This window comes from Xanthomonas campestris pv. phormiicola (assembly GCA_025666215.1).
Classification (GTDB): Bacteria; Pseudomonadota; Gammaproteobacteria; order Xanthomonadales; family Xanthomonadaceae; genus Xanthomonas_A; species Xanthomonas_A campestris_A.
The window spans coordinates 1,621,850-1,647,697 of sequence record CP102593.1 but is presented as its reverse complement, the minus strand read 5'-3'; the positions used below and the strand labels follow the sequence as shown (position 1 = coordinate 1,647,697).

15 protein-coding genes and 3 pseudogenes are annotated in these 25,848 nt (G+C 64.3%); 13 read left to right on the top strand and 5 right to left on the bottom strand.

What is annotated here, in order from left to right; genetic code table 11:
- Nucleotides 1-9: 9 nt before the first annotated feature.
- From NRY95_06720 to NRY95_06680, 9 genes and pseudogenes are all read left to right on the top strand, one after another.
- Complete coding sequence (locus NRY95_06720; GenBank protein UYC17642.1) at nucleotides 10-2,709, top strand: Ig-like domain repeat protein; 2,700 nt, start codon at nucleotides 10-12, stop codon at nucleotides 2,707-2,709.
- A complete protein-coding gene (locus NRY95_06715; protein UYC17641.1) occupies nucleotides 2,709-5,423 on the top strand; it encodes a glycoside hydrolase family 3 C-terminal domain-containing protein in 2,715 nt (904 codons plus the stop codon). Before NRY95_06720 ends, NRY95_06715 begins: the two co-directional genes overlap by 1 nt.
- 102 nt (nucleotides 5,424-5,525) lie before the next feature.
- The gene (locus tag NRY95_06710; GenBank protein ID UYC17640.1) at nucleotides 5,526-7,022 is read left to right on the top strand and encodes a glycoside hydrolase family 125 protein; all 1,497 of its coding nucleotides are present in this window, start codon (nucleotides 5,526-5,528) and stop codon (nucleotides 7,020-7,022) included.
- Between the two features lie 146 nt (nucleotides 7,023-7,168).
- A complete protein-coding gene (locus NRY95_06705) occupies nucleotides 7,169-9,511 on the top strand; it encodes a GH92 family glycosyl hydrolase (GenBank protein ID UYC17639.1) in 2,343 nt (780 codons plus the stop codon).
- 117 nt (nucleotides 9,512-9,628) lie between these two features.
- Entirely contained in the window at nucleotides 9,629-11,482 is a 1,854-nt protein-coding gene (locus tag NRY95_06700) for a beta-galactosidase (GenBank protein ID UYC17638.1), read from the top strand.
- Between the two features lie 797 nt (nucleotides 11,483-12,279).
- Complete coding sequence (locus NRY95_06695) at nucleotides 12,280-12,687, top strand: DMP19 family protein (protein ID UYC17637.1); 408 nt, start codon at nucleotides 12,280-12,282, stop codon at nucleotides 12,685-12,687.
- A 37-nt stretch (nucleotides 12,688-12,724) separates the two neighbouring features.
- Nucleotides 12,725-13,131 (top strand): annotated as a pseudogene (locus NRY95_06690) (beta-galactosidase).
- Nucleotides 13,132-13,879: 748 nt separating this feature from the next.
- Nucleotides 13,880-14,548, top strand: a complete 669-nt coding sequence (locus NRY95_06685) for an AbiV family abortive infection protein (protein UYC17636.1) — start codon at nucleotides 13,880-13,882, stop codon at nucleotides 14,546-14,548.
- 125 nt (nucleotides 14,549-14,673) lie between these two features.
- On the top strand, nucleotides 14,674-15,672 hold the full coding sequence (locus NRY95_06680) for a DUF3644 domain-containing protein (GenBank protein ID UYC17635.1): 999 nt from the start codon (nucleotides 14,674-14,676) through the stop codon (nucleotides 15,670-15,672).
- Between the two features lie 52 nt (nucleotides 15,673-15,724).
- Here the strand turns inward: NRY95_06680 and NRY95_06675 are convergent, their stop codons facing one another.
- A complete protein-coding gene (locus tag NRY95_06675; protein UYC17634.1) occupies nucleotides 15,725-16,936 on the bottom strand; it encodes an IS4 family transposase in 1,212 nt (403 codons plus the stop codon).
- 895 nt (nucleotides 16,937-17,831) lie between these two features.
- Between NRY95_06675 and NRY95_06670 the strand changes: the two genes are divergently transcribed.
- From NRY95_06670 to NRY95_06660, 3 genes are all read left to right on the top strand, one after another.
- Complete coding sequence (locus NRY95_06670; protein ID UYC17633.1) at nucleotides 17,832-18,251, top strand: hypothetical protein; 420 nt, start codon at nucleotides 17,832-17,834, stop codon at nucleotides 18,249-18,251.
- Nucleotides 18,252-18,570: 319 nt separating this feature from the next.
- Complete coding sequence (locus tag NRY95_06665; GenBank protein ID UYC17632.1) at nucleotides 18,571-18,957, top strand: type I toxin-antitoxin system SymE family toxin; 387 nt, start codon at nucleotides 18,571-18,573, stop codon at nucleotides 18,955-18,957.
- 38 nt (nucleotides 18,958-18,995) lie between these two features.
- Entirely contained in the window at nucleotides 18,996-19,229 is a 234-nt protein-coding gene (locus NRY95_06660; GenBank protein UYC17631.1) for a hypothetical protein, read from the top strand.
- A 94-nt stretch (nucleotides 19,230-19,323) separates the two neighbouring features.
- Here the strand turns inward: NRY95_06660 and NRY95_06655 are convergent, their stop codons facing one another.
- The 4 genes and pseudogenes from NRY95_06655 to NRY95_06640 form a co-directional block, all read right to left on the bottom strand.
- Nucleotides 19,324-21,906, bottom strand: a complete 2,583-nt coding sequence (locus NRY95_06655) for an AHH domain-containing protein (GenBank protein ID UYC17630.1) — start codon at nucleotides 21,904-21,906, stop codon at nucleotides 19,324-19,326.
- 34 nt (nucleotides 21,907-21,940) lie between these two features.
- Complete coding sequence (locus NRY95_06650) at nucleotides 21,941-22,576, bottom strand: DUF1629 domain-containing protein (GenBank protein ID UYC17629.1); 636 nt, start codon at nucleotides 22,574-22,576, stop codon at nucleotides 21,941-21,943.
- A gap of 317 nt (nucleotides 22,577-22,893) precedes the next feature.
- The gene (locus tag NRY95_06645) at nucleotides 22,894-23,532 is read right to left on the bottom strand and encodes a DUF1629 domain-containing protein (protein UYC17628.1); all 639 of its coding nucleotides are present in this window, start codon (nucleotides 23,530-23,532) and stop codon (nucleotides 22,894-22,896) included.
- Nucleotides 23,533-23,836: 304 nt separating this feature from the next.
- Nucleotides 23,837-24,387, bottom strand: a pseudogene (locus tag NRY95_06640) (DUF1629 domain-containing protein).
- 539 nt (nucleotides 24,388-24,926) lie between these two features.
- Between NRY95_06640 and NRY95_06635 the strand changes: the two are divergent.
- Nucleotides 24,927-25,827: pseudogene (locus NRY95_06635) on the top strand (IS3 family transposase).
- Nucleotides 25,828-25,848 lie beyond the last annotated feature (21 nt).

Sequence of the window (25,848 nt, the reverse complement as noted above, 5' to 3'; positions counted from 1 at the left end):
GACCCACGCATGACCCAGCCGCACCGCCGTCCCCGTTCCGCGCCGCGCGCGCGCTTCCCCGCCCGGCTCGGGCTGCTGCTGGCCATGGGCCTGCCGATGTTGGCCCAGGCGGCGGTGCCGGCGACGCTGTCGCTGCAACAGGGCTGGCAGGTGCGGCTGGCGCCGGGCGAGGCGCATGCCAAGGACTTCCCGAAGGCCGCGCAGTGGCTGCCGGCGCAGGTGCCGGGCACGGTGCAGACCGACCTGATCGCGGCCGGGGTGGTGCCCGACCCGTTCTATCGCGACAACGAAGCCAAGATCCAGTGGGCCGGGTTGAGCGACTGGCAGTACCAGACCCGCTTCAAGGCCGAAGCCGCGCTGCTCGCGCGCGAGCACGTGGAACTGGTGTTCGACGGCCTGGACACCTTCGCCGAGGTCTATCTCAACGGCAAGAAGCTGCTCGCCGCCGACAACATGTTCCGGCAGTGGCGCGTCGACGCCAAGCCGCTGCTCAAGCGCGGCGACAACGTACTGGAAGTGCGGCTGTTCTCGCCGATCAAGAAGATCCAGCCGTGGCTGGCCAAGCAGCCGTACGCGCTGCCCGGCGCCTACGACTCGGCGTTCGGCGACGAACCGGTGGCGCGGCACAGCTCCACCTACGTGCGCAAGGCGCCGTACACCTTCGGCTGGGACTGGGGTCCGCGCATCGTCACCGCCGGCATCTGGCAGGACGTGCGCGTGGAAGCCTGGGACGCGCTGCGCGTGGAAGGCCTGCACGTCGCCCAGCAACGCGTCGATGCGGACGTGGCGCAACTGCTCGCGCAACTGGAAGTCCAGGCCGGCCGCAGCGGCGAGGTGCAACTGGAGCTGGACGTGCTCGGCCCCGACGGCCAGCGCGTGGCGCAGCTGAGCCAGAAGTCGGTGCTCGATCCGGGCAGCAACACGCTCACCGTGCCGGTGCGCATCGCCAAGCCGCAGCGCTGGTTCCCCGCCGGCTACGGCAAGCAGGACCTGTACACGTTCAAGGCGCGCATCCGCGACGCCGCCGGCGACAGCTACGCCACCCAGCGCGTCACCGGCCTGCGCAGCGTCGAGCTGCGCCGCGACACCGACCAGTGGGGCAAGGGCTTCGCGATCGTGGTCAACGGCATCCCGGTGTTCGCCAAGGGCGCCAACCTGATCCCGTTCGACAGTTTCCCGAGCCGGGTGGACGACGCGCGGCGGCACGCCATCCTGCAATCGGCGCGCGACGCCAACATGAACATGCTGCGCATGTGGGGCGGCGGCCACTACCAGCCGGACAGCTTCTACGAGGACGCCGACCGTCTCGGCATCATGATCTGGCAGGACTTCATGTTCGGCGGCGCAATCCCGCCCTACGACGTGGCGTTCCGCGAGAACACCCGCGCCGAGGCCGAGGCGCAGGTCAAGCGCCTGGGCGACCATCCCAGCATCGTGATCTGGTGCGGCAACAACGAAGTGCAGACCGGCTGGGAAAACTGGGGCGACCGGGTCAAGTTCAAGCAATCGATCGATCCGGAGGAACGCAGCCGCATCGAGCGCGGCATGACCACCCTGTTCGGCACCGTGCTGCGCGAGGCGGTGAGCAAGTACGACAGCGACACCCCGTACTGGGCCACTTCGCCCGGCACCGATTTCGACGGCGCCGCCGACCAGCCCGACGACGGCGACATGCACTACTGGAAGGTGTGGGGCGGCCCGGCGCTGCCGGTCACCGACTACCTCAACGTGACCCCGCGCTTCATGTCCGAATACGGCCTGCAGTCGTTCCCGGAGATGCGCACCATCCGCGCCTTCGCCGAACCCGGCGACCTGCAGCCGGAATCGCCGGTGATGCGCGCGCACCAGAAGTTCGACAAGGGCAACGGCAACCAGCGCCTGCTGCTGTACATCCGCCGCGCATTCGGCGAGCCCAAGGACTTCGAGAGCTTCGTGTACCTGAGCCAGCTGATGCAGGCCGAGGGCATCGCCCTGGCCGCCGAGCACCTGCGCGCGTCGCGGCCGCAGTCGATGGGCTCGCTGTACTGGCAGCTCAACGACGTGTGGCCGGGCGCGTCCTGGTCGAGCCTGGACTATTTCGGCCGCTGGAAGGCGCTGCATTACCACGCCAAGCGCTTCTACGCGCCGGAGCTGATTGCCGCGCTGCGCAACGACAAGGGCCAGACCGAGGTGACGCTGGTCTCCGACCGCACCACGCCGCTGGCCGCGCGCTGGCGCATGCGGGTGATGGACGTGTCCGGCAAGGTGCTGAGCAAGAGCGAGAAGCCGGTGACCCTGGCGCCGCTGTCCAGCGTGCGCGTGGGCAGCTTCAGCGATGCGCAGCTGCTGCGCCGCGCCGATCCGCTGCGCAGCTTCGCGGTGTTCGAACTGCTAGACGGCGCGCGCGTGCTGTCGCGCAACCTGGTGTTCTTCGATGCGGCCAAGAATCTGCACCTGCCCAGCCCCAACATCCGCAGCGAGCTGCGCGCCGACGGCGACGGCTACGCGCTGACCCTGACCAGCAACACCCTGGCGCGCGAAGTGTGGCTGGCGTTCGGCGACCTGGACGCCACGCTGTCCGACAACGCCTTCGACCTGCTGCCGGGCGAGCCGCTGACCGTGCACGTGCGCAGCGCCGCCACGCTGGAACAGCTGCGCGGCGCCTTGCAGGTGCGCGATCTGGCAGCCACCCTGGCCGGTGCGCCACCCGAGCCGGCGGAGGCGAAGTGATGCGGACCGGAAAGAGCAGCCAGCCTGCGCCACTGTGGGAGGGACGTCAGTCCCGACAGGACGGTACCGTCAAAGCGTCGGGACTGAAGTCCCTCCCACAGGCGCTATGCGTGTTGGGACTGCTCACCTTCCCCCTGGCCCATGCCGACGACGCCGAGGACCGCGCCGCCGCGCTGGTGGCGAAGATGACCCGCGAGGAAAAGATCGCGCAGGCGATGAACGACGCACCGGCGATCCCGCGCCTGGGCGTGCCGGCCTACGAGTGGTGGAGCGAGGGCCTGCACGGCATCGCCCGCAACGGCTACGCCACCGTGTTCCCGCAGGCGATCGGCCTGGCCGCGACCTGGAACACGGACCTGCTCGAGCAGGTCGGCACCGTGACCTCGACCGAAGCGCGCGCCAAGTTCAATCTCGCCGGCGGCCCCGGCAAGGACCACCCGCGCTACGCCGGGCTGACCATCTGGTCGCCGAACATCAACATCTTCCGCGACCCGCGCTGGGGCCGCGGCATGGAGACCTACGGCGAGGATCCCTACCTCACCGGGCAACTGGCGGTGGGCTTCATCCACGGCCTGCAGGGCGACGATCCGGCGCACCCGCGCACCATCGCCACGCCCAAGCACCTGGCCGTGCACAGCGGCCCGGAACCCGGCCGCCACGGCTTCGACGTGGACGTGTCGCCGCGCGACGTGGAGGCGACCTACACCCCGGCGTTCCGCGCCGCCATCGTCGACGGCCGCGCCGGCTCGGTGATGTGCGCCTACAACTCCTTGCACGGCACCCCGGCCTGCGCCAGCGACTGGCTGCTCAACGGTCGCCTGCGCGGCGACTGGGGCTTCAAGGGCTTCGTGGTCTCCGACTGCGATGCCGTGGACGACATGACCCAGTTCCATTACTTCCGCGCCGACAACGCCGGCTCGGCTGCCGCCGCGCTCAAGGCCGGCCACGACCTCAACTGCGGCTACGCCTACCGCGAACTGGACAAGGCGATCGAGCGCGGCGACGCCGACGAAGCCACGCTCGACCGCTCGCTGGTGCGGCTGTTCGCCGCGCGCTACCGGCTCGGCGAACTGCAGCCGCCGCGCAAGGACCCGTACGCGCGGCTGGGCGCCAAGGACGTGGACAGCGCCGCGCACCGCGCGCTGGCGCTGCAGGCCGCGCAGCAATCGCTGGTGCTGCTGCAGAACCGCAACGCCACGCTGCCGCTGCAGCCGGGCCTGCGGCTGGCGGTGATCGGCCCCAACGCCGACGCGCTGGCCGCGCTGGAAGCCAACTACCAGGGCACCTCGGCCGCGCCGGTGACGCCGCTGCTGGGCCTGCGCGAACGCTTCGGTGCCGCGAACGTCAGTTACGCGCAAGGCGCCCCGCTCGCCGCCGGCGTGCCCGGCATGATCCCCGAGACCGCCCTGCGCAGCGACGGCAAGCCCGGCCTGCGTGGCGAGTATTTCGACAACGTCGATCTGGCCGGCACGCCGCGCACGCAACGCCAGGACCGCGTGGTCAGCTTCAACTGGGACCACGTGGCGCCGGCCAAGGGCGTGGACAAGGACCGCTACTCGGTGCGCTGGAGCGGCGAGCTGCTGCCGCCCGGGCCGGGCGACTACACCCTGGCGGTGCGCGTGGCGCGCTGCTTCGATTGCACCGGCCACGATCCGGTGCGGCTGTACATCGACGACCAGCTGGTCGTCGCCGGCAATGCCGAGGACAAGCACCTGCCCGCCGGCATGCACAACGCCGACGGCCGCAACGTCGAGACCGCGCTGCATTTCGACGATGCGCGCCCGCGCCGCATCCGCCTGGAACTGGAGCACCGCGGCCAGGACCAGGGCCTGCGCCTGGAATGGCTGGCGCCGCCGGCGCTGCAGCTGGCCGAGGCCGAACGCGCGGTCGCGCAGGCCGATGCGGTGGTCGCCTTCGTCGGCCTGTCGCCGGACGTGGAAGGCGAGGAATTGCGCATCGACGTGCCCGGCTTCGACGGCGGCGACCGCAACGACCTCGCCCTGCCCGCACCGCAGCAGGCGCTGCTGGAGCGCGCCAAGGCCAGCGGCAAGCCGCTCGTGGTGGTGCTGATGAGCGGCAGCGCGGTGGCGCTGAACTGGGCCAAGCAGCATGCCGACGCGATCGTCGCGGCGTGGTATCCGGGGCAGTCCGGCGGCACCGCGATCGCGCAGGTGCTGGCCGGCGACGTCAACCCGGGCGGCCGCCTGCCGGTGACCTTCTACCGCTCCACCAAGGACCTGCCGGCCTACGTCAGCTACGACATGAAGGGCCGCACCTACCGCTACTTCAAGGGCGAACCGCTGTTCGCGTTCGGCAGCGGGCTGAGCTACACCCGCTTCGCCTACGCCGCGCCGCAATTGTCGGCGACGACGCTGCAGGCCGGCACGACCCTGCAGGTGCGCACGCAGGTGCGCAACAGCGGCACGCGTGCCGGCGACGAAGTGGTCCAGGTGTACCTGGAATACCCGCAACGCGCGCAGTCGCCGCTGCGCAGCCTGGTCGGCTTCCAGCGGGTGACGCTGCAGCCGGGCGAAACGCGCGAAGTGAGTTTCGAGTTGGCGCCGCGGCAGCTGAGCGACGTCGATCGCGCCGGCCAGCGCGCGGTGCAGCCCGGCGACTACCGCGTGTTCGTCGGCGGCGGCCAGCCCGGCACCGGCGCGCCCGGCGACGAGGCCGCGTTTTCGATCCAGGGCACGGTGCCCATTCCGCGGTGACGTCGGGACTCGGGACTCGGGACTCGGGACTCGGGAAAGCACAGCACATCGCAACGCTTATTGCAGGAGTTCGTTCACGCCATGCCCCAAGATTCCACGTCCATGCTTCCGTGCAGTGACTCGGCGAGTCCCGAGTCCCGAGTCCCGAGTCCCGGCGTCACCCGCCGCGAGGTCCTCCACCTGCTCGGCGGCGCAGCCGGCGCCGGCCTGCTCGCCAGCGCCGTGCCCGGCTTCGCCGCGTCCGGTGCAGCGGCGGCAGGCCTGCCCAGCAAGCGCCCAGCCCCGGCGCAACGGCGCTTCGTCAGCGCCGCGGTGGAAAGACACCTGCGCACGGTCAAGGCCGGCATCGGCGATCCGCGCCTGGCCTGGCTATTCGAGAACTGCTATCCGAACACGCTCGACACCACCGTCGAGGCCGGCACCCGCAACGGCAAGCCGGACACCTTCGTCATCACCGGCGACATCGAGGCGATGTGGCTGCGCGATTCTTCCGCGCAGGTGCATCCGTACATCCCTCTCGCCAAACGCGATCCCGCATTGCGGCGCATGTTCCATGGCCTGATCCAGCGCCAGGCCTACTGCATCCAGCTCGACCCCTACGCCAACGCGTTCCTGCCCGACGGCAAGAGCCAGCGCCTGAAGTGGTCGGTGGCCGACATCACCGACATGAAGCCCGGCGTCGGCGAGCGCAAGTGGGAAGTGGATTCGCTGTGCTACCCGATCCGGCTGGCGCACGAATACTGGCGCGCCAGCGGCGACACCGCGCCGTTCGACGACGACTGGCGCGCAGCGATGCACGTGGTGGTCAAGACCTTCCGCGAGCAGCAGCGCCTGCACGACCGCGGCCCCTACAGCTTCCAGCGCCCCTCGCCGCTGGCGACCGAGACCCTGGTGCTGGAAGGCTACGGCCAGCCGACCAGGCCCAACGGCATGATCCACTCGATGTTCCGTCCCTCCGACGACGCCTGCGTGTATCCGCTGTTCGTGCCGGCCAACCTGTTCGCGGTGACGTCGTTGCGGCAGCTGGCGGCGATGAGCCAGGCGCTGCACCACGATGCCGCCTTCGCCGGCGAATGCCGCGCACTGGCCGACGAGGTCGAGACCGCCACGCGCCGGTTCGGGCAGATGCGCGATGCCGACGGGCAGGCGTTCTGGGCCTACGAAGTGGACGGCTACGGCAACCAGCTGTTCATCGACGACGCCAACGCGCCTGGCCTGCTGAGCCTGGCCTACCTGGGCTGCTGCGACCGCCGCGACCCGCTGTTCCTGCGCACCCGCCAGCTGGCGTGGAGCGAGCGCAACCCGTACTTCTTCAAGGGCCGCGCCGCCGAAGGCGTCGGCGGCCCGCACGCCGGACTGCGCATGATCTGGCCGATGTCGATCATGCAGTACGCGCTGGCCAGCGACGACGACGCGCAGATCCGCCAATGCCTGGCCTGGCTGAAAAACACCGACGCCGGCAGCGGCTTCATGCACGAGGCCTTCGACCAAGACGACCCGAACACATTCACCCGCGACTGGTTCGCCTGGGCCAACACCCTGTTCGGCGAACTGATCATCGACCTGCACCAACGCAAGCCGCACCTGTTGCGCCGCTGATCCGCTCGCGGCTCCTTGCGGGAGGGACTGCAGTCCCGACGGGCATTACCGAGAAAGCGTCGGGCCTGAAGTCCCTTCCACAACAGCCCGCCCTACCGCAGTTCCCAGACCTCAACCTCTCCGCTGCATCTATCGAGGACAGCACCATGGCCACACGACGCGGTTTCCTGCAGGGCGCCATCGCCCTGGCCCTGTTCGGCAGCAGCGGCATCGCCCGCCTGGCGCAGGCGCGCGCCGGCAGCTACGCGCTGCCCGCCGACGCGCGCGCCAAGGCCGAGCTCACCCGCCACGTCGACGTGTTCATCGGCACCGGCGGCCACGGCCACACCTTCCCCGGCGCCACGCTGCCGTTCGGCATGGTGCAGTTGAGCCCGGACACCTACAACGCAGTGTGGGATGCGTGCTCCGGCTACCATGAGTCCGACGGCTCGATCATGGGCTTCTCGCACACCCACCTGTCCGGCACCGGCGTCGGCGACCTGCTCGATTTCCTGGTCGTGCCGGCCACCGGCGAGGTCAAGCTGGTCCCCGGCACGCTGGAGGATCCGGACGCCGGCTACCGCTCGCGCTACGACCATGCCGACGAAGCCGCCTCGCCCGGCTACTACCGGGTGCGCCTGAAGGACAGCGGCGTGCACGCCGAGCTGACCGCCACCGCGCGCGCCGGCCTGCACCGCTACCACTTCCCCAAGGGCAAGCCGGCGCATCTGCTGCTGGACCTGTGCCACGGCATGCAGGACAAGCCGGAGATCGCCACCCGGGTCAGCGACGCGCAACTGCGCATCGTCGATGCGCGCACCCTAACCGGCGGGCGCCGCGTGTACCAGTGGGCGCCGGGCCGCTACATCTACTTCGCCATGCGCCTGTCGCGGCCGTTCGCCAAGGCCCAGCTCTATTCCGAAGACCAGCCGCTGGCCGCCGGCGCGCACCAGGCCGACGGCACCCACCTGAAGGTGGCGCTGCACTACCCCGACGCCGCCGACGCGCCGCTGCTGGTCAAGGTCGGCATCTCCGCGGTCAGCGCCGACAACGCCCTGGCCAACCTCGACACCGAACTGCCCGACTTCGATTTCGCGCGCGTACACGCCGCCGCCGTGGCCGCGTGGGAGAAGGAACTGGCGCGGGTGCGCATCGACAGCGACGACGACGCGCAGCAGCGCATCTTCTACACCGGCCTGTACCACAGCCTGCTCGCGCCGACCCTGTTCAGCGACACCGATGGCCGCTACCGCGGCATGGATTTGAAGGTGCACCAGGCGCCCGCCGGCTACCACAACTACAGCACCTACTCGCTGTGGGACACCTACCGCGCGCTGCATCCCTTGCTGACCCTGGTGCAACCGGAACGCGTGCCCGACCTGGTGCAGTGCCTGGTGCGCGGCGCCAACGAATGCCCGGACGGCGTCGGCATCTGGCCGCTGCAAGGCGTCGAAACCGGCTGCATGATCGGCTACCACTCCGCCGTGGTGCTGGCCGAAGCGCACGCCAAGGGCTTCACCGGTATCGACTACGCCGCCGCCTGGCCCGCCTACCGCAAGCGCGCGATGGACGACACCACACACGGCCTGGACGAATACCGCAAGCGCGGCTACATCCCCAGCGACACCGTCGACGAAGCGGTCAGCCGCACCCTCGAATACGCCTACGACGACTGGGCGGTGGCGCACCTGGCGCAGGCCGCCGGCGCCACCAAGGAAGCGAGCGCCTTGCGCGAACGCTCGCGCAACTACCGCAACGTGTTCAACCGCAAGAGCGGCTTCGTGCAGCCGCGGCTGAGCAACGGCGACTGGGCCGCGCCGTTCGATCCGCGCGCGATGGGCCACATCACGAAATGGCGCGATTTCACCGAGTCCAACGCCTGGCAGGCCACCTTCCTCAACCAGCACGACCTGTACGGCTACATGGAGCTGTTCGGCGGCCGCGACGGCTTCGTCGCCAAGCTCGACGAACTGTTCTCCACCAGCTCCGACCTGCCGGCCGACGCGCCGCCGGACATCGACGGCATGGTCGGCCAGTACGCGCACGGCAACGAACCCAGCCACCACGTCGCCTACCTGTTCGCCTACGCCGGGCAACCGTACAAGACCCAGGCGATGGTGCGGCGGCTGCTGCGCGAGCAATACCACGACGCACGCAACGGCCTGTCCGGCAACGAGGACTGCGGGCAGATGAGCGCCTGGTTCGTGCTCAGCGCCCTGGGCTTCTACGCCGTGGACCCGGTCAGCGCCACCTACGTGCTCGGCAGCCCGCTGTTCAAGCGCGCCGACGTCGACGTCGGCAACGGCCGCACCCTGAGCGTCGTCGCCCACGGCAACAGCGCCGCCAACGTCTACATCCAGCGCGCCCGCTGGAACGGCAAGCCGTATACGCGCAGCTGGCTGCGCCACGCCGACCTCGCCGCCGGCGGCACCCTGGAACTGGAGATGGGCCCGAAGCCGAATCCCGCCTTCGGCGCAGCCAAGGAAGATCTGCCGCCCTCCTTCGTTTGATCCACCCCACGCCCCTGTAGCAGCGGCTTCAGCCGCGACCGAAACTTACCCGTAACGCCCGGTCGCGACTGAAGCCGCTGCTACAAAACGCCCAACCACCACCGCCAGAGACCCAACATGCTGCGCCACTCCCTGTCCGCCCTTGCCCTGTCGCTCCTGCTGTCCCTGCCGGCATCCGCACAGCCGACGCACGCCACCGCGCCCTGGCCCGCCTTCGCCACCCAGGGCACGCAGTTCACCCGCGACGGCAAGCCCTACCAGATCATCTCCGGCGCCATCCACTTCCAGCGCATCCCGCGCGCCTACTGGAAGGACCGCCTGCAGAAAGCGCGCGCCATGGGCCTGAACACCGTGGAGACCTACGTGTTCTGGAACCTGGTCGAACCGCGCCAGGGCCAGTTCGATTTCAGCGGCAACAACGACCTGGCCGCCTTCATCGACGAAGCCGCCGCGCAGGGCCTCAACGTGATCCTGCGCCCCGGCCCCTACGTGTGCGCCGAATGGGAAGCCGGCGGCTACCCGGCATGGCTGTTCGCCGAACCGGGCATGCGCGTGCGCAGCCAGGACCCGCGCTTCCTCGCCGCCAGCCAGGCCTACCTCGACGCCGTCGCCGCGCAGGTCAAGCCCAGGCTCAACCGCAACGGCGGCCCCATCATCGCCGTCCAGGTCGAGAACGAATACGGCTCCTACGACGACGACCACGTCTACATGCAGGCCAACCGCGCCATGTTCGTCAAGGCCGGCTTCGACAAGGCCCTGCTGTTCACCGCCGACGGCGCCGACGTGCTGGCCAACGGCACCCTGCCCGATACCCTGGCCGTGGTGAACTTCGGCCCCGGCGACGCCGAAAAAGCGTTCCAGACCCTGAGCAAGTTCCGCCCCGGCCAACCGCAGATGGTGGGCGAATACTGGGCCGGCTGGTTCGACCAGTGGGGCGACAAACACGCCAACACCGATGCCGCCAAACAGGCCAGCGAATTCGAATGGATCCTGCGCCAGGGCCATTCCGCGAACCTCTACATGTTCGTCGGCGGCACCAGCTTCGGCTTCATGAACGGCGCCAACTTCCAGAAGAACGCCAGCGACCACTACGTCCCGCAGACCACCAGCTACGACTACGACGCCGTGCTGGACGAAGCCGGCCGGCCCACCCCCAAGTTCGCCCTGTTCCGCGACACCATCGCCCGCGTCACCGGCGTGCAGCCGCCCGCCCTGCCCACCCCGATCCGCTTCGCCGAGCTGCCGGCCACCCCGCTGCGCGAATCCGCCTCGCTGTGGGACAACCTGCCCGCGCCGGCCGCCACCACCGACACCCCGCAGCCGATGGAACGCTACGGCCAGGCCTACGGCTACATCCTCTACCGCACCACCGTCACCGGCCCGCGCAAGGGCAGCCTGTACCTGGGCGACGTGCGCGACTACGCCCGCGTCTACGTCGATCGCCAGTTGGCCGGCAGCGCCGAGCGCCGCCTGCAGCAAGTGGCCGTGGACGTGGACATCCCCGCCGGCACCCACACCCTCGACGTGCTGGTGGAGAACAGCGGCCGCATCAACTACGGCGCCCACCTGGCCGACGGCCGCGCCGGCCTGATCGACCCGGTCCTGCTCGACGGCAAGCCGCTGACCGGCTGGCAGACCTTCCCGCTGCCGATGGACGACCCGAGCAAGCTCACCGGCTGGACCACCGCCAAGGTCGACGGCCCCGCCTTCCACCGCGGCACCGTCAAGATCGGCACGCCCACCGACACCTTCCTGGACATGCAGGCCTTCGGCAAAGGCTTCGCCTGGGCCAACGGCCATAACCTGGGGCGACATTGGAACATCGGGCCGCAGCGGGCGTTGTATTTTCCGGCGCCGATGCAGCGGAAAGGCGAGAACAGTGTGATTGTGTTCGATCTGGATAGTGCGGCGGATGCGAGGGTGCGTGGGGTTAAGGGGCAGGTTTGGAGTACGCCGACGCCGGGCGGTTGAGTCACTCAGCGCGCTGCGCTATCCGCTGCATTCGGATGGCGCGGCATTTCGGTCGTCCACCGTTCTCCAACCGATAAGTCCAGGAGTTCGACGATTTATGCGACCGAAAGTGCCATTTCTTGTCGTCGCTGCAGCCATATCGCTCACCGGCTGCGATGGATTCTTCGAGAGCAGGATCGTTGTTTCGGACACCCCAGAAGCCCGGAAATCGGTGGTAGACGCAGTTCGCAAGTATGCGATGGACAAGGGCTTTTCCTGCTCTCACCGAGAGGGAGCGGAACTCTTCTGCACCAGGACGCCATGTGCTAGTCATGGTCACAGTGCAGTCCGGCCAGATTGAGGTTTGCTACAACGCCCGGATGGCTGCATTCGAGAACGAAAAGTTCGTGAGACGCATGGACGTGCTTAGAAAGAGGGTTGTCGTTGCAACAGGCCAAGAAAGGCTGGCTGCTGGACCACAAGACCAGCAATGCACGCCACCCTGAGCCCAAAAAACGCCCAATCGAGGCGTTAAGCGTCCCTTCTCACCGATACTCGGTCGAACATCCACAACTTGGACCGGCATTGGATGGTGGCATCGGCCACTACCGCTCTCACTGACATTCTCCGCTGGCAGTTCCGCCGGCGACCCGAACTTGTGACGGCATTCCACAAGTGATAGCGTCGACCTCAGGAACTAGGGGTTTGTGCAGGGAAGACGCAACAGGATCGGACAGGCCAAGGTGCCGAACTGCTGCAGGAAGGCGTGGAAGCTGCGTCCATGCGTTGACATAAATTTACTCAAAAGCTAGGCCGCCATGGAAGTCGAGTCGCTTACTGACGCTGCTTTAAAGAAGCTCCAAGATCATGGATTTGACACGCTTGGCGATTGCGATCGACTTCTGGTGACCATCTGGGGCCTAGAAGCCGACGTGAACAATGGTGACTTCGATCAATACTATTTCAACTCCTACGGCGATCAGGCAAAGATGGCGCCGAGCGCGCTACGCGCGATTGGAGCAAACAGAATGGCCGAGATCGTCGAACTGGCCAACACCGAGTTTGGCCAAGAGGGGCCGCCGGGCGACAGTAGTGCGCGACGAAGCCGCCTGGAAGAAATCAGCGAAGACGCGGCTCCGGCTTGGGACGCCCTAGAGGAAGAGTTTTGGAGTTATCCAGATGACATTGCCGCTCTACTCACGGCCCATCTCGCGACTTCTGGCTAAGTAAACCTACCCCCGTTTTGAGAGAAAACGGCGGCCGATCAACTACGGCGTCCACCTGGCCGACGGCCGCGTCGGCCTGGTCGACCCCGTGCTGCTCGACGGCAAGCCCCTGACCGGCTGGCAGACCTTCCCGCTACCGATGGACGACCCGAGCAAGCTCATCGGCTGGACCACCGACGGCCCCGCCTTCCGCCGCGGCACCGTCAAGATCGGCACGCCCACCGACACCTTCCTTGATATGCAGGCGTTTGGTAAGGGTTTCGCCTGGGCCAACGGCCATAACCTGGGCGGCATTGGAACATCGGGCCGCAGCGGGCGTTGTATTTCCCGGCGCCGATGCAGCGTAAAGGCGAGAACAGCGTGATCGTGTTCGATCTGGATAGCGCGGCGGATGCGAGTGTTCGGGGAGTTAAGGCGCAGGTTTGGAGTGCGCCGAGTAACTAACGCATCGCGAGAAAACCCGCCATTCGGCACATCTGGATGGCGCGGGATCAAAGAACTTGTCTACAAATTAAGGCGGCCGGCGGTTACGCCGAGCGGCCTTTAACTTGTGACGGCCGTCAACAAGTGATAGCGTCGGCCTTGTGCGGGGATGCACTGGGGAACGACCGTGGGGTTGGACGCAGGGATTATGCGACGGCGGGACTGGCGAAAGATCGAATTTGCGATGCATGCTGCTCCGAAAGGTAGCGGTATCGGCGCGCTACGCACCTGTTTTACACACCATTTTGTCGTCGAATAGTAGCTAGGCCCCTTATGAGATGGCGCAAGTTGATCAATTGGCCGGAAGAAGAACTGTGGCGGGGTTCGGTCTTCCGGTTACTGAAGAGCGATTGGCCTCACGAGGCGCCGGTTGATCTTATGCTTGTATCTTCGGAGTCATCGCCGAGCGGCTTTGCGCTGGTTGTGACTACGGGCTACAAAGCAGGAGCGGCTTCTTGGAGCCTTCCCGCCTCAGCCAAAGCAAAGGGTAGAGTTCAAGCCATATCCCGCTCGTGGCTCATAAAGAACTGGCAGAGGCGTGTCTATGGAGCATGTCCGGTCACTGACGTTCGGATTATCGTCAACTATCCGCCAGGCGTGGGCATCGGGCGCGGAGCCTAACAATTCGTTCAAGCCGAGCCCGCTTCGTTGTGGCCACGAGCGGGCAGTTGATCGAGCGGGCCGGCTTAATTCAGGTGTTAGACGGCATATGAGAGAACTCAACAAGCAAACGCTCGTAAAGCTTTCGGTCGCGTCGCTCGATAACGCCACGGCGCTAGTTGATGAGGCCCAAACGTTGCTAAGTGCCGAACACTTCGCACGCGCTTATTTTCTTGCGGTTGCGGGCATCGAGGAAATCGGCAAGTCTGCCTTAGCATTCGGTGCCGCAGGTCGAAACCTCGCCGATCGGCAAGTACTCAAGAAGACTTGGAACAACCTTCTCGATCACAAGTCCAAGATCATCGCTGCCTTCGGACCTGCGCTGAACCTGACGGCGCGAGACAACATGGAGGAGGCACTTGAGACATCACTTGAGCTTATGGGCAGCCTCCGCCGCGGCCGCGAGCCATCGATGTATACTGGCGTTCTCGCGGATGGCTCGATTCAAAGTCCAAAAGACTTGGTGCGGCCTGTCGCCGCACGTGACGCGGTGCGGCTCGCCCGACATTGTCTAGCGCGGGCCCAGCAGCATCATGAGAACAAGCAGCCAGTGGCCACTTCGGCAGCCAGTGATTTCTTCTACACCCTGTCCAGCAGCAACATCCAGGAAATCATGGGGCAAGAAGACTTCTCGCCGTTCTATCTTGAGCGCATCAAAGGCGGCAACATCAGCCTAGAGGAAGCAATCTATGCCTTCGTCTCCCGGCCTGCCGCCTAACAATTCGTCCAAGCCGACGCCAACAAAGGGGCCAGAGGAAATATGCGTTTGACATTGATATTTCCTCTGGCTCCTTTGTTCAACTGACCATCATGATGCATCCACAGGAACAGGGAATCTAAGGGATGGCCGCTGCACTGCACCAAAAATTCATTGAAAAGTCGCACGCAGCGATGCTTGCGGCAATTGAGGTCTACAACAAACCCACCTTTTCATACCGCGAAGAGACCTTTTGCATCCTCGCCGTCAATGCATGGGAACTGCTTTTAAAGGCGAAGTTGTTGAAAGAGTCAAAGAACGACCCCAAAGCCATCCAGGTGCGTGTACCACGACAGTTGAAGGGTGGCGAGAAGAGCACCAAGCACATGACTGTGAAGAAGAACCGCGCGGGCAACGCGATGACATTGCAGTTGAGTGCGTGCGTCGTCGCATTGGAAAAGGCACAGGACCGCGCCAGTCGTGTGCCGCAAGAAGTGGCATTGAACCTAGAAGCGATTATCGATGTCCGCGACAACGCTACTCACTTCATCGTCGCCAGTGCTCTGTTGCAGCGAAACGTGCTTGAACTGGCTTGCGCGAGCGTGCGCAACTACGTGGCACTAAGCAAGACATGGTTTGACCGCGACTTCGGGTCCTCCCTTTCGTTGATGCTGCCTGTTGCGTTCTTCCACGGCATCGAGGAAGTGGGCGCCGTTGTTGTCACGCGAGACGAGAAGCGATTGATTGATCGCTTGCAAGCAACAGCAACACAGCCCGCTGCCAATGGCGAGTACCAGGTCGCTGTGCGCGTTGACGTGCGCCTGCGGCGGTCAAACCTCGACACGGCGGCCAATGTGCAGGTCACTCGTGATCCCGAAGCGCTTGCCATACGGCTGGACGAAAACCAACTGATGGAAACGTACCCATGGTCCTACGCCGATTTGCAGGTTCAGTTGCGCCGCCGCAAACCGGACATCAAGTTCAACGCCGAGTTCCATGCCATCAAGAAGCCATTAATGAAAGAGCGCGGGCTTGTCCACTCACGCCTACTCGACCCCAACAACCCTAGCAGCAGCAAAAAGGACTTTTACAACCCCAACATACGCGACCGCATTTTGGACGCATATGCCGACCAGGAGTTGTAGAACTACGAAACCAATAAAAAAAGGGGCCAGAGGCTGAGGTTTCCCCACTTTTTCATGTTACGAACCGCATGTTCTGACTGGCCTCCGGTGACAGCTGACGTAGCGCGTGAAGCATGGCGTGGAGCGGTCGTTCCAACCATCCTCGCTGTAAGGCTTCCTGACCCAATCGCACCAGGCAGTAGAGCCTGCGTGCGGTCGGGTAAGGGTTGAGCTTGTCCTGTGCCTCGATCGCTTCGGCCGCCATGCCTGCCAGCCAGGACACGAACATCGCCAATGCGTGCAGCAGCAACAACGTCTCGATCCGCTCGCGCTTGCGGGTCAGGCTGTCCTCGAAGGCCTGGCCGTAGCGATGCGATTTCAGATCGCGGAACCCGAGTTCGATCTGCATCCGCCGGCGATAGATCGCCACCACCTGCCCGGCGCTGACGTGAGCCATCTCCTTGCACGCCATCAACAACCAGGGTTCGGCCTCGCGCTGTGCATGCTGCCGGCTTTGCTTGCCGCGGCGGCGCTCGCCCTTGAGCGTCGTGTGCCGCCGTCCCCGCGGCCTATCCGCATGCAGGACCAGGCGCGCCTGAATCGGCTCGTTGCGCACCACGTCGAACACGCCCAGATCGCGTGACTTGCCCGTCAGGGTCAACGCGTACAGAGCGCGGCACGGTACCCACTGATCGGCCTGGTCGGGGATCTCGATAGGTTTGACCTGGGTGCGATGCCGCAGGCGCGTGATCCACTGCCATCCCAGCCGCTCCACCGTCCGGCACCACGGCGCCCGGAAGCCTGCGTCGGTGATCAGGATCGGACGGCTGTGCTCGGGCAACAGTGTTTTGAGGCGTTCAAGGAAGCGACGCTCTACCTTTGGCGACGCCAGTTCCCGTTCCGGTAACACCTGCTCCAGCAACGTCAAGGTTCGTCCGCCCACTGGCACCGCGGCGCGCAACAGATGCCAGCGGCCATCGCCCTTCAAGCGGCACCAATCGACCGCGATCACCGGCGTGGGCGAGCGCACCAGCCAGCGCACCATGCCGCCATACAGGCGCTCACGTTCGGCGTGCAAGCGTGGGTTGCTCAGCAACCGATCCAGTCGCTTCAGCGGCGCACGGATACGTTCGGCGTCCAACCAGCTGCGGGCCAGATCGATCAGCACCAGGCGGCGACCCGCCAGCAGCGACTCCACCGCCAGCAGCAGCGTCTGCCGGCGTAGTGCATGCATCGGCGACAGTGCCGACTCCAGGCATCTTTGCAATACTTGGCTCGCGCGCATGGTCTGCGATCCTCATTGGTGTGGTAACCGCGAAGATCGCGCCATGCGCGCGCTTTTGCAAACCAAAGACGCTGCAAACTCTTGATTGCTAAGAACTAAAGCTGGGGAAACCTCAGGGCCAGAGGAAATATGCGTTTGACATTTATATTCCCTCTAGCCTCTTTGTTCAAGCGAATACGGTATCTTCCGGTCACGTGGCGAGAGCTTTTCGGAATGTGCTGACCATCGAAAAGGGCTACGCTGGCTCACATGGCCCGACTCCTTCGCATCGCCATTCCTGGCGTTCCGCAGCATGGTCCAGCGATGAAACAAACGTTTACCGTGCTTTTTCGTATAAATTCCTTCAACCTAAAATGACCTAGCGGCGCCGCTTAATTCGGAAATCGGATGTCACTGGAAAAATACCCGCTGCTCAAAAACAATATATGCAACCTCTGGCTTTTCCGTTCAGAGGGAGTTCACCCCGCGTGGGTGAACGACCTAACTCTGCCTATCGTTGGCTTCGATGCTTTTCTAGAGTTCGTCGATGGCACGTTCATTCAAATTAGTCCGTGCGAGGTGACCTTAGGGCCGGATAGGTATCCCAGTCTTGGACTATCCCTTCAAATTTGCACTTCCGCAGCGCTGCACTTCACCTCGAATGACGGCCACCTTGTCGAGGCCGTTCCTCTGATAGAGGCAGCTCCCTTTCTGCCATTTTCCATTGTTAGGATTGATGAGTACGACCCAATAGGGGATGGCGCCGTTAGCCAATACTCCCTGGTCACCAACAATGGTCGATGCATTACTTTTCGTCATATATTTCCCCCAATGACATTGGGCATGAGCGTAGATATTATACCCACTAAAGCATGAGCCTCTTCGCGACTCGGCTTAACTCAAAAAGTCATGACCCATGCTGGCACCATCAAAGCTCTCCAAAGGCGACAGGCTGCGGGTAGAGTTCCCACTCTGCACCATCCAGACTTCAATCTTTGAACTCTCTGAGCGATTACAGATTCCCTTGGACAGCTGGGAGGAGCCAGGCATGGGCGGGGCCCACGGCTTTGGTTGCCGCCTTGCCTCTGGCGCTATTGTTGTCCTTGTGGAACTCGACCATGCGCGCAAGCATTTTGGCTGCGGACCTGACATCTACGTTGAAGCGTCTGAGCTCGTAGATCGTGGCATTGAAGTCGTCTTGAGCGAAACTCTCGCTGGCTTAGCGTTGTCACGCGAAAGCGTAACTTGGTCGCAAAATGAAGAAGGCCGACAGGCTGCCAAGCTGGTGGTTCAAGCCGCAATCGAAAGAATGGCAAAGCGAAAGGATGGCGCTTAACAGTTAGATAAGAGGTCAGATTCACCTAAAAAATTACCTTTCCCGTTATAGCCAAAAACTAGTTGACATCCCCGAAAACCAGTAGCACCATTCCCTCCAAGGAGCGTAGAAACTCCTCACACAGCGGCACCCACCTCCGTCAAACCGGTGGGTTTTTTGTGCCTGTTCGCAGGCACACTCCGACGCGCTGTCTGCGTCGGGAGGGCGGCGAATACAACACCCTTCGGGGAAATAAGCCCGCCGGCTGTGTGCGGTTTCTAACCTCCCGACATCCCGTCGCCCTTCGGCGCGGGTTCCTGTCTGCCAAGGAGGCTGTGCCATGCGTCAACCGTCACCCCGCCCCACCACTCCGCGCACCCCGCCTGCCCGCAAACGTGCAGCGCGCCAGCCGCAGCCCAAACCTGAGCCCGAGCCGGCCGGGTTCCTGCGTTACATCGAGCCACCGTGCACCCCGATGATGTCGGTGGAAGACGCCGCGGCCGCCATCGCCGCCGAGCTGGCCCGCGCGTCACGCGCGCCTCGCCGCCCGCGCCCGCCCACGCAGTGCACGGTGGGCTATGGCTACTACCCCACCAGCCACCAGCACGTGCCCATGTTGCGCTTCCGCGGCCGCTGGCTGGAACAGCTGGGCTTCGCCATCGGCCAGACGCTGCGCGTGCAGGTGCGCAATGGCGAACTGGTGTTGAGCGTGGCCCGCGAGGACTGACGCAGCCATCGCCCACCACGCACCGGAGGATCGCTGAGATGGCGTCCAACCGCTTTGTCTTCGGCATCACCCTCGACCAGGCCGATGCGCTCGACGGCCTGATCCGCACCATCGCCGCGCATGGCGACATCCTCGCCGCCGGCACGGCGCCCTATCTGGATCCACGCACCCTGCCCGCGCTGGGAGAGGCCATCTACACCGCCGCCCGCGCGGCGCGCGGCATCCTGGACCAGGTGGGCGCGCAAGCGCTCAAGGAGACGACCGCCCGGTAGGCAATGAACCACGCGGCCAACGGAGACAGGACCCTTGTGCTGCGGGGTCCGCCCCCTCGCAACACGCACCGCAGTGCCACGCCGGTAGCCGCCCTCACAGAGACCGGCTTTGGCCTGCCTGCTGTTGCGTGGTCTGCTGCTGCGTCATCTCCACCTGCTGCTGGCGCACCTGCTCCACCTTGATCTGCTCGGCCTGCACCAGGCTCTGTTCTGCTGGCTGCTGGGCCGCTTCCCGCCCATCCACGCGGGCGTGGAAGAACGGCAGCTTGTCGCCGAACGGCGCATAGACCGCCAGCACGCTCTCGGCCCCGTCCTTGCCCAGCGCGCCGGTCACTCGGTCCACCCGCTTCACCAACGGGTCTTCGGCCTGCTGCTTGTAGAGCGCAGCGGTGACGTTGCGGCTCTCGTCTTCGTTCCAGTTCCCCGTTCCGCTGACCCAGGAATGGATCGTCTGGTAGGTGGAATGGTCTGGATGCGCGGGGTTGTCGGCCAGCATCGGACCCTGCGCGCTCTTCTCCTGCGCCGGCTCGGCCTCCTGCTGCTTGCTGCGGCCCGGTGCGGTGACCGAGACCGTGGCCAGCGTCGGCACGTGCGCCACAGCAGACTGGCTCAACTCAGCCTTGGCGTGGCGCAACTCCTCCGGGGTGGTCAAGGCGACCTGGTGGGCCATCCCGTCCTGTCCGATCTGGTAGTGAACAATCGGGCTGTCGTAGCCGTATTGCCCCTGCTCGTTCGGCTTCAACTGCTGCATCATCCGGCCGGTGAGGCCTTCGGCCTCCTTTGTCCGCTGGGTGGCGAGCTTCACCGCCTCCAAGTTGTTTTCCTGGGCGTTGAGGTCGATGCCGGCAACCCGATAGCGGTGCAGGAGTTCGTTGTGCTCCATCTGCGCCACCGTCGGCGCAGGACGCGCTTCGATGGCCGCCAAGGTTTCTTGGGCACGCTCCAGGGACGGCTGGCGCATCTGGTTGGTGAGCTCCAGCTCCACCGCCAGGTTGCCGCTGGCCATCCCGTCCTTCCCGGCCCATTGCCCCTCAGCAGTGCGCTGGTAAAGCTGACCGTCGTGGCCTTGCACCTGATCCTGCCTGGCCCGGGCATTCTCCACCGCGGCGGGCACCCCCACGCCGTAGTCCTGCCCGCGCTGGGCGGCATGGCTTTCCAGATAGGCCTGGGCGATGGCCTCGCGGCCGGTGGCGACGTTGTTCTCGATGCGCGCCAGGGCTTCCTGGTTCAGGCGCTGCGCCTGTTCTGGTGTAGCGGCCTGCGGCTCATAGACGCCATGGTCGTTGGCACCCGACACGCCTGTCTTGACCTGGCGCTCCCAGGACTCAGTGGTCGGATTGCGCTGCCAGTTCTGGTTGTCGAGGCCCGTCCGGTCGCCGGCCTGGGCCGGGAGGTTGAACGGATCCTGCGGCGGGGGCGCTTTGCCCAGCGCGAACTCGGCGGCCTTGGCGTTCGCCATGGCGCCCAATTCCTGCGATTTGACGTAACTGGCTCCCACCGGTCCCTGAGCAGGAGTGTCGCGCCCGTCGGGCGTGCGGTCGAACGCGCCTTGGCGCTCCCAATCCCGCCCGTTGAACTGCCACTCCACCCCGGCCTTGTCGGTCTGGTGGAAGATGTCGCGGTTCTCGTTGAGGTCGACGGCTTTGTCGAAGGCCTTGCTCATCAGGATGGCATCGCCCACCACCAGCGCCGAGGGCACGAACCCGCTACTGCTGCCCAATGCAGCCGCCGTCGCCGCACCGCCGGCCCAGCCACCAACGTTGCGTGCAATGGCGTGATCGACCTCAGACTGCGCGGCCGTGGTGTTGCCCTGCTCCATCAGCGCCGAAGCCGTGCGCGCGGTCATCACGGCATCCACGCCCGTAGCCAGCAGTCCACCAGCACGGGTCAAACCGCGGGCGGACGCCTCGCCCATCAACAGCTGCATGGCGACTTCGCCGCGTTGGCCGCGGGGCACGCGGAGGTTGCGTGCGGCTTCTTCGCCCAAGGTGTTCTCGACCACGACCACGCTACTCGGCGACAGGGTCAAGCGGCCGTCGTGGTAGGCATTCGAGATGGCTTGGGACAGACCATGGCGCTGGAGTTCGACCGCACCACCACGGGTCAAAGGATTGGGGACGCTCTGAATGTGCTGGAGGGTACTCACCACCCGGCCTTCGGTGTGGGTCACCGCCGCCCAGCCGTGATCGACCGGCGCGTAGCCTTGCAGGCCCTGGAGTTGCGCTGCATTGGCCTGCCCATACGCAACTTCGTTGTAAAAGAAGTTCTGGACACTCGGACGGATATCGTCGGCGCGAAGGCCAAGCGGCGCGTTGGTGTGCAAATCGCCATTGATAAGACCCACTCGCACTGTGTCGCGGAGGGTTTCCACGCGCTCTGTAATGCGGACTAATGCGTCCGGATCGCCACCTAGCGCCCCGCTCCCATCTGGGGACAACTCCAAACGTCTCAAGCGCCGTTGCAATCCGATCTGGTAGTCCGCGATCGGCCCGCCGCTATGAGGGGTAACGCCCAGGGTCTGCGCAAACGCTGGATCGGCAGGTAGAAAGATCCGGTTTTCTGGGGCATGGATATCGAAACGCCCTGCGTCCGATAGTGTCTTGAGCAGTTGGCTTCGCTCCAGCGTCTGCTGTTCGATGGCGTGGTGGTCTTGGAAATTAGGTCCTTTGCGAGACATAGATCGAGCTCCTTCCTAAGCTGCTTTTTTCCCACTAGCAGTTCGAGGCGTCGATAAACCACATGCCATCGACATCGGCATTGGTCTCAATGCCTGCGGCGGCGACTGCATCCTTGAAGACCCTGTCGCAGAAGACCTCAAGCGTATAAGGCGTCTTGAACACATGCGCCGAGCCCAATCGTTCGCGGTCGAACGTGACACTGGCGCCAATTAGGTCGTAGAACTTGCCGTTGACGAAGTCTTCGGTGGTGTCGATGAAGAGCTTGGACGCTTCTTCGTTCAGCGCATCAATTTCTTGGACTACGTCGCAGAAGAAGTGGCGCGCCCCCTTCGAGCCGTCGGCCAAGCGGTAATCCACCTCTGCGAACGCAAACGCGTCGGGATCGACCGAGACCATGACCTGATGAAGCCGTTCCGACACCAGCCAGTAACCACTGAAGCCGGGCTCTAGGTCTTTGGGCGGAGGGCCTTTGCTGGGGTTGTAGACCAAACGTGGGGTTTCGCGCAGCGGCGGGAAGCCGCCACCTTCTGGCTTCAGGATAAGTCGCGGGGGCGACAGCAAGCGATCGATGTTCTCAAACACCACCCCATTCGCTGGACCATTGATGGTGCCCGCTTCGAGGATGAAGAACTCCCCAGGCTTGGGCTGATTGGACGTTGTCGATTCCATACGTTACATCCCTTCCGCGAGCCTCTCGGCTGGTAAGGAAAATCTTAACTCCAACGTCTGGCCCGGTCCAACCCATCAGGTGACCGACAGGCCCGCCGCTATGAGGCACGATGCCCAGAGTGTGCGCAAACGCAGGATCGGCAGGTAGAAAGATGCGATTCTCAGGAGCGTGGATGTCAAGCGCCCCCCCGTTCTGCCAACATCTCCCAAAGCGGGCTTCGGTCGAGCGTTCGTTGCTCGATAGCATGATGATCTTGGAAAACAGGTCCGTTGCGGGGCATGGATCAGATTCCTTCCTTGTCACTATTGCAGCGCTGCTAGATGTCCGAGGCATCGATGAACCACATGCCATCGGCATCGGTGTCGGTGGCAATGCCTGCTGCAGCGGCCGCATCCTTGAAGATCCGGTCGCAGAAGACCGTGTCGTTATAAGGGGTCTTGAAGACATGGGCTGAACCTAGCCGTTCACGTTTGAACGTGAGGCTGGCCCCACCAGTCAGATCGTAGAACTTGCCGTTGACGAACTCATCGCTTGTGTCGATGACGAGCTTGGAAGCCGACTCGTCCAGCGCGTCGACTTCCTGAATCACGTCGCAGAGGTAGTAGCGCGGTCCCGCGGTACCGTCAGCGAGGCGGTAATCCACCTCTGCAAAAGCAAAGGCATTGGGATCGACCGAGACCATGACTTGGTGAAGTCGCTCGGATACGAGCCAATAACCACTGAATCCAGCCTCCAAATCCCGCGGAGGAACGCCTTTGCTCGGACTGTAGATCAACTGGGGTGTTTCACGAAGCACAGGGAAGCCGCCTCCGTCCGGCCAAAGGATAAGCCGCGGCGGTGTCAGCAATCTATCCAGATTGACAAAGACCACCCCATGCCCGGGGCCGCTGATGGCACCAGCTTCCAACAGGAAAAACTCCCCTGGTTTTGGCTGATTCGGTGAATTCGATTGCATACGTTTCGTCCCATCCATGAGGGTGCGTTTACAGCGGCTGGAACAGCTTAACCTCCGAGCCTGTCCCGAGCCAATCCATCAGTTGATGGGGGGCTATGCACACTTCCTCACCGCCACGCTGATGTGCTGACGGCTGTCGATCGTCAAGTGACTGAGGTTGCCACAAGAAGAACCGCGCATGTCGATAGCGCTTTAACCAGCAGACTGCACTCCAGAGTCTCCTGCTCGATGGCGTGGTGGTCTTGAAAGACAGCTCCATTGCGAGGCATGAATTAGGCTCCTTCCTGGTCGCCGCTCTGCACTGCTAGATGTCCGAAGCATCAATGAACCACAGGCCGTCGGCGTCGGCATTGGTCTCAATGCCTACGGCAGCGGCTGCATCCTTGAATACTCGATCGCAGAAGACCCTACCTGTGTACGGCGTTTTAAATACATGTGCCGAACCAAGTCGTTCACGGTCGAACGTGATGCTTGCGCCGCCGGTCAGGTCATAGAACTTGCCGTTAACGAAGTCTTCGGTGGTGTCGATGAAGAGCTTAGAAGCGTCTTCGTCCAGCGCATCGATTTCTTGGACTACGTCGCAGAGCAAGTGGCGCGGCCCCTTCGAGCCGTCGGCCAAACGGTAGTCCACCTCTGCGAACGCAAACGCGTTGGGATCGACCGAGATCATGACCTGATGAAGCCGTTCTGACACCAGCCAGTAACCACTGAAGCCGGGCTCCAGGTCTTTTGGCAAAGGACCTTTGCTGGGGTTGTAGACCAAACGTGGGTTTCGCGCAGCGGCGGGAAGCCGCCACCTTCGGGCTTCAGGATCAGTCGCGGAGGCGACAGCAAGCGGTCGATGTTCTCAAACATCACCCCATTCACCGGGCCATTGATGGTGCCCGCTTCAAGGATGAAGAACTCCCCAGGCAGGGGTTGATTGGGCGTTGATGATTCCATGCGCTGTATTCCGTCCGTGTGCCTCTCGGCTCGTCAGGAAAAGCTTAACCCCAACGTCTGGCTCGAGCCAATCCATCAGGTAAACCTCAGGGTCAGAGTGCACTTTCCTCCCCTATCGGTCTGACCTTTGGCGGCCTACCCATTCGCGCAGCGGGTCCGACACGGCGGCCAAGCTGGCGCTGGATGGCCGCACGGAAGCGCTCGTTGCCCAGCGCGTGTTGGCGCTGCAGGTTGAGACGGATGGCAACCGTTTCGTCCGGGTCGATGGCATCCAGGACGAAGCGGCGATAGTGGTCTGCGCGTTCGCCCGCTGAAGCAATGGCCAGATAGCTCCCATTTGGGTGCACCAGCGCGTTGGCTTGGCCGAGTCCGTTGCAGGAATGGCTCGACCACCGATAGTCCGCCGGATCGACAACCATGCCAGCCCGCACTGGGTTGAGTTCGACATAGCGGTAGCAGCGGAGCAAATAGATCTCCTCCTGTTGATCAAGGATGCGCTGCGAAAAAAGTGGTGAGCGCACCGGCGCGTCGTGCGCTGGTGCGCGAGTGGATCGGACGTGGCGCCAGCGAGCGTCGCGCTCTGGCAATGATCGGGATGAGTGCCAGTGCACTGCGCTATGCCCCGCGCGATGACCGCAATGTCGACCTGCGCCAGCGGATCCTGGCGCTGGCGCACCGGCACAAGCGCTATGGCGTCGGAATGATCTACCTGAAACTGCGGCAGGAAGGGCAGATGGTGAACTACAAGCGCGTGGAGCGGCTGTATCAGGAACAGCAGTTGCAGGTCAGGCGCCGCAAGCGCAAGAAGGTGCCTGTGGGCGAGCGCCAGCCGCTGCTGCGGCCAGCACGGGCCAACCAAGTATGGTCGATGGACTTCGTGTTCGACCGCACTGCCGATGGGCGGGTGATCAAATCGTTGGTGATCGTGGACGATGCCACACATGAAGCGGTCGCGATCGAGGTGGAACGTGCGATCTGCGGCCATGGTGTCAGCCGCGTCCTGGACCGCCTGGCGATCAGTCGCGGCCTGCCGCAGGTGATCCGTACCGACAACGGCAAGGAGTTCTGCGGCAAGACGATGGTGAGCTGGGCGCACGGGCGTGGTGTGCAGCTTCGACTGATCCAACCGGGCAAGCCGAACCAGAACGCCTACATGGAGTCGTTCAATGGCCGCCTGCGCGATGAGTGCCTCAACGAACATTGGTTCCCGACGCTGCTGCACGCACGCCCGAGATCGAACGTTGGCGCGGGGAATACAACGAGGAGTGTCCAAGGAAGGCCATCGACGGCATGACACCCGCCGACTACGCCAAATACCTTGCTAACACCGATATCATCAACCCCAGACTCTAAATCCCGCTGCTACTCAGGACG

Coding starts and splice junctions, on each gene's coding strand:
- NRY95_06720 (UYC17642.1), top strand. CDS start 10: ATGACCCAGCCGCACCGCCGTCCCCGTTCCGCGCCGCGCGCGCGCTTC.
- NRY95_06715 (UYC17641.1), top strand. CDS start 2,709: ATGCGGACCGGAAAGAGCAGCCAGCCTGCGCCACTGTGGGAGGGACGT.
- NRY95_06710 (UYC17640.1), top strand. CDS start 5,526: ATGCTTCCGTGCAGTGACTCGGCGAGTCCCGAGTCCCGAGTCCCGAGT.
- NRY95_06705 (UYC17639.1), top strand. CDS start 7,169: ATGGCCACACGACGCGGTTTCCTGCAGGGCGCCATCGCCCTGGCCCTG.
- NRY95_06700 (UYC17638.1), top strand. CDS start 9,629: ATGCTGCGCCACTCCCTGTCCGCCCTTGCCCTGTCGCTCCTGCTGTCC.
- NRY95_06695 (UYC17637.1), top strand. CDS start 12,280: ATGGAAGTCGAGTCGCTTACTGACGCTGCTTTAAAGAAGCTCCAAGAT.
- NRY95_06685 (UYC17636.1), top strand. CDS start 13,880: ATGAGAGAACTCAACAAGCAAACGCTCGTAAAGCTTTCGGTCGCGTCG.
- NRY95_06680 (UYC17635.1), top strand. CDS start 14,674: ATGGCCGCTGCACTGCACCAAAAATTCATTGAAAAGTCGCACGCAGCG.
- NRY95_06675 (UYC17634.1), bottom strand. CDS start 16,936: ATGCGCGCGAGCCAAGTATTGCAAAGATGCCTGGAGTCGGCACTGTCG.
- NRY95_06670 (UYC17633.1), top strand. CDS start 17,832: ATGCTGGCACCATCAAAGCTCTCCAAAGGCGACAGGCTGCGGGTAGAG.
- NRY95_06665 (UYC17632.1), top strand. CDS start 18,571: ATGCGTCAACCGTCACCCCGCCCCACCACTCCGCGCACCCCGCCTGCC.
- NRY95_06660 (UYC17631.1), top strand. CDS start 18,996: ATGGCGTCCAACCGCTTTGTCTTCGGCATCACCCTCGACCAGGCCGAT.
- NRY95_06655 (UYC17630.1), bottom strand. CDS start 21,906: ATGTCTCGCAAAGGACCTAATTTCCAAGACCACCACGCCATCGAACAG.
- NRY95_06650 (UYC17629.1), bottom strand. CDS start 22,576: ATGGAATCGACAACGTCCAATCAGCCCAAGCCTGGGGAGTTCTTCATC.
- NRY95_06645 (UYC17628.1), bottom strand. CDS start 23,532: ATGCAATCGAATTCACCGAATCAGCCAAAACCAGGGGAGTTTTTCCTG.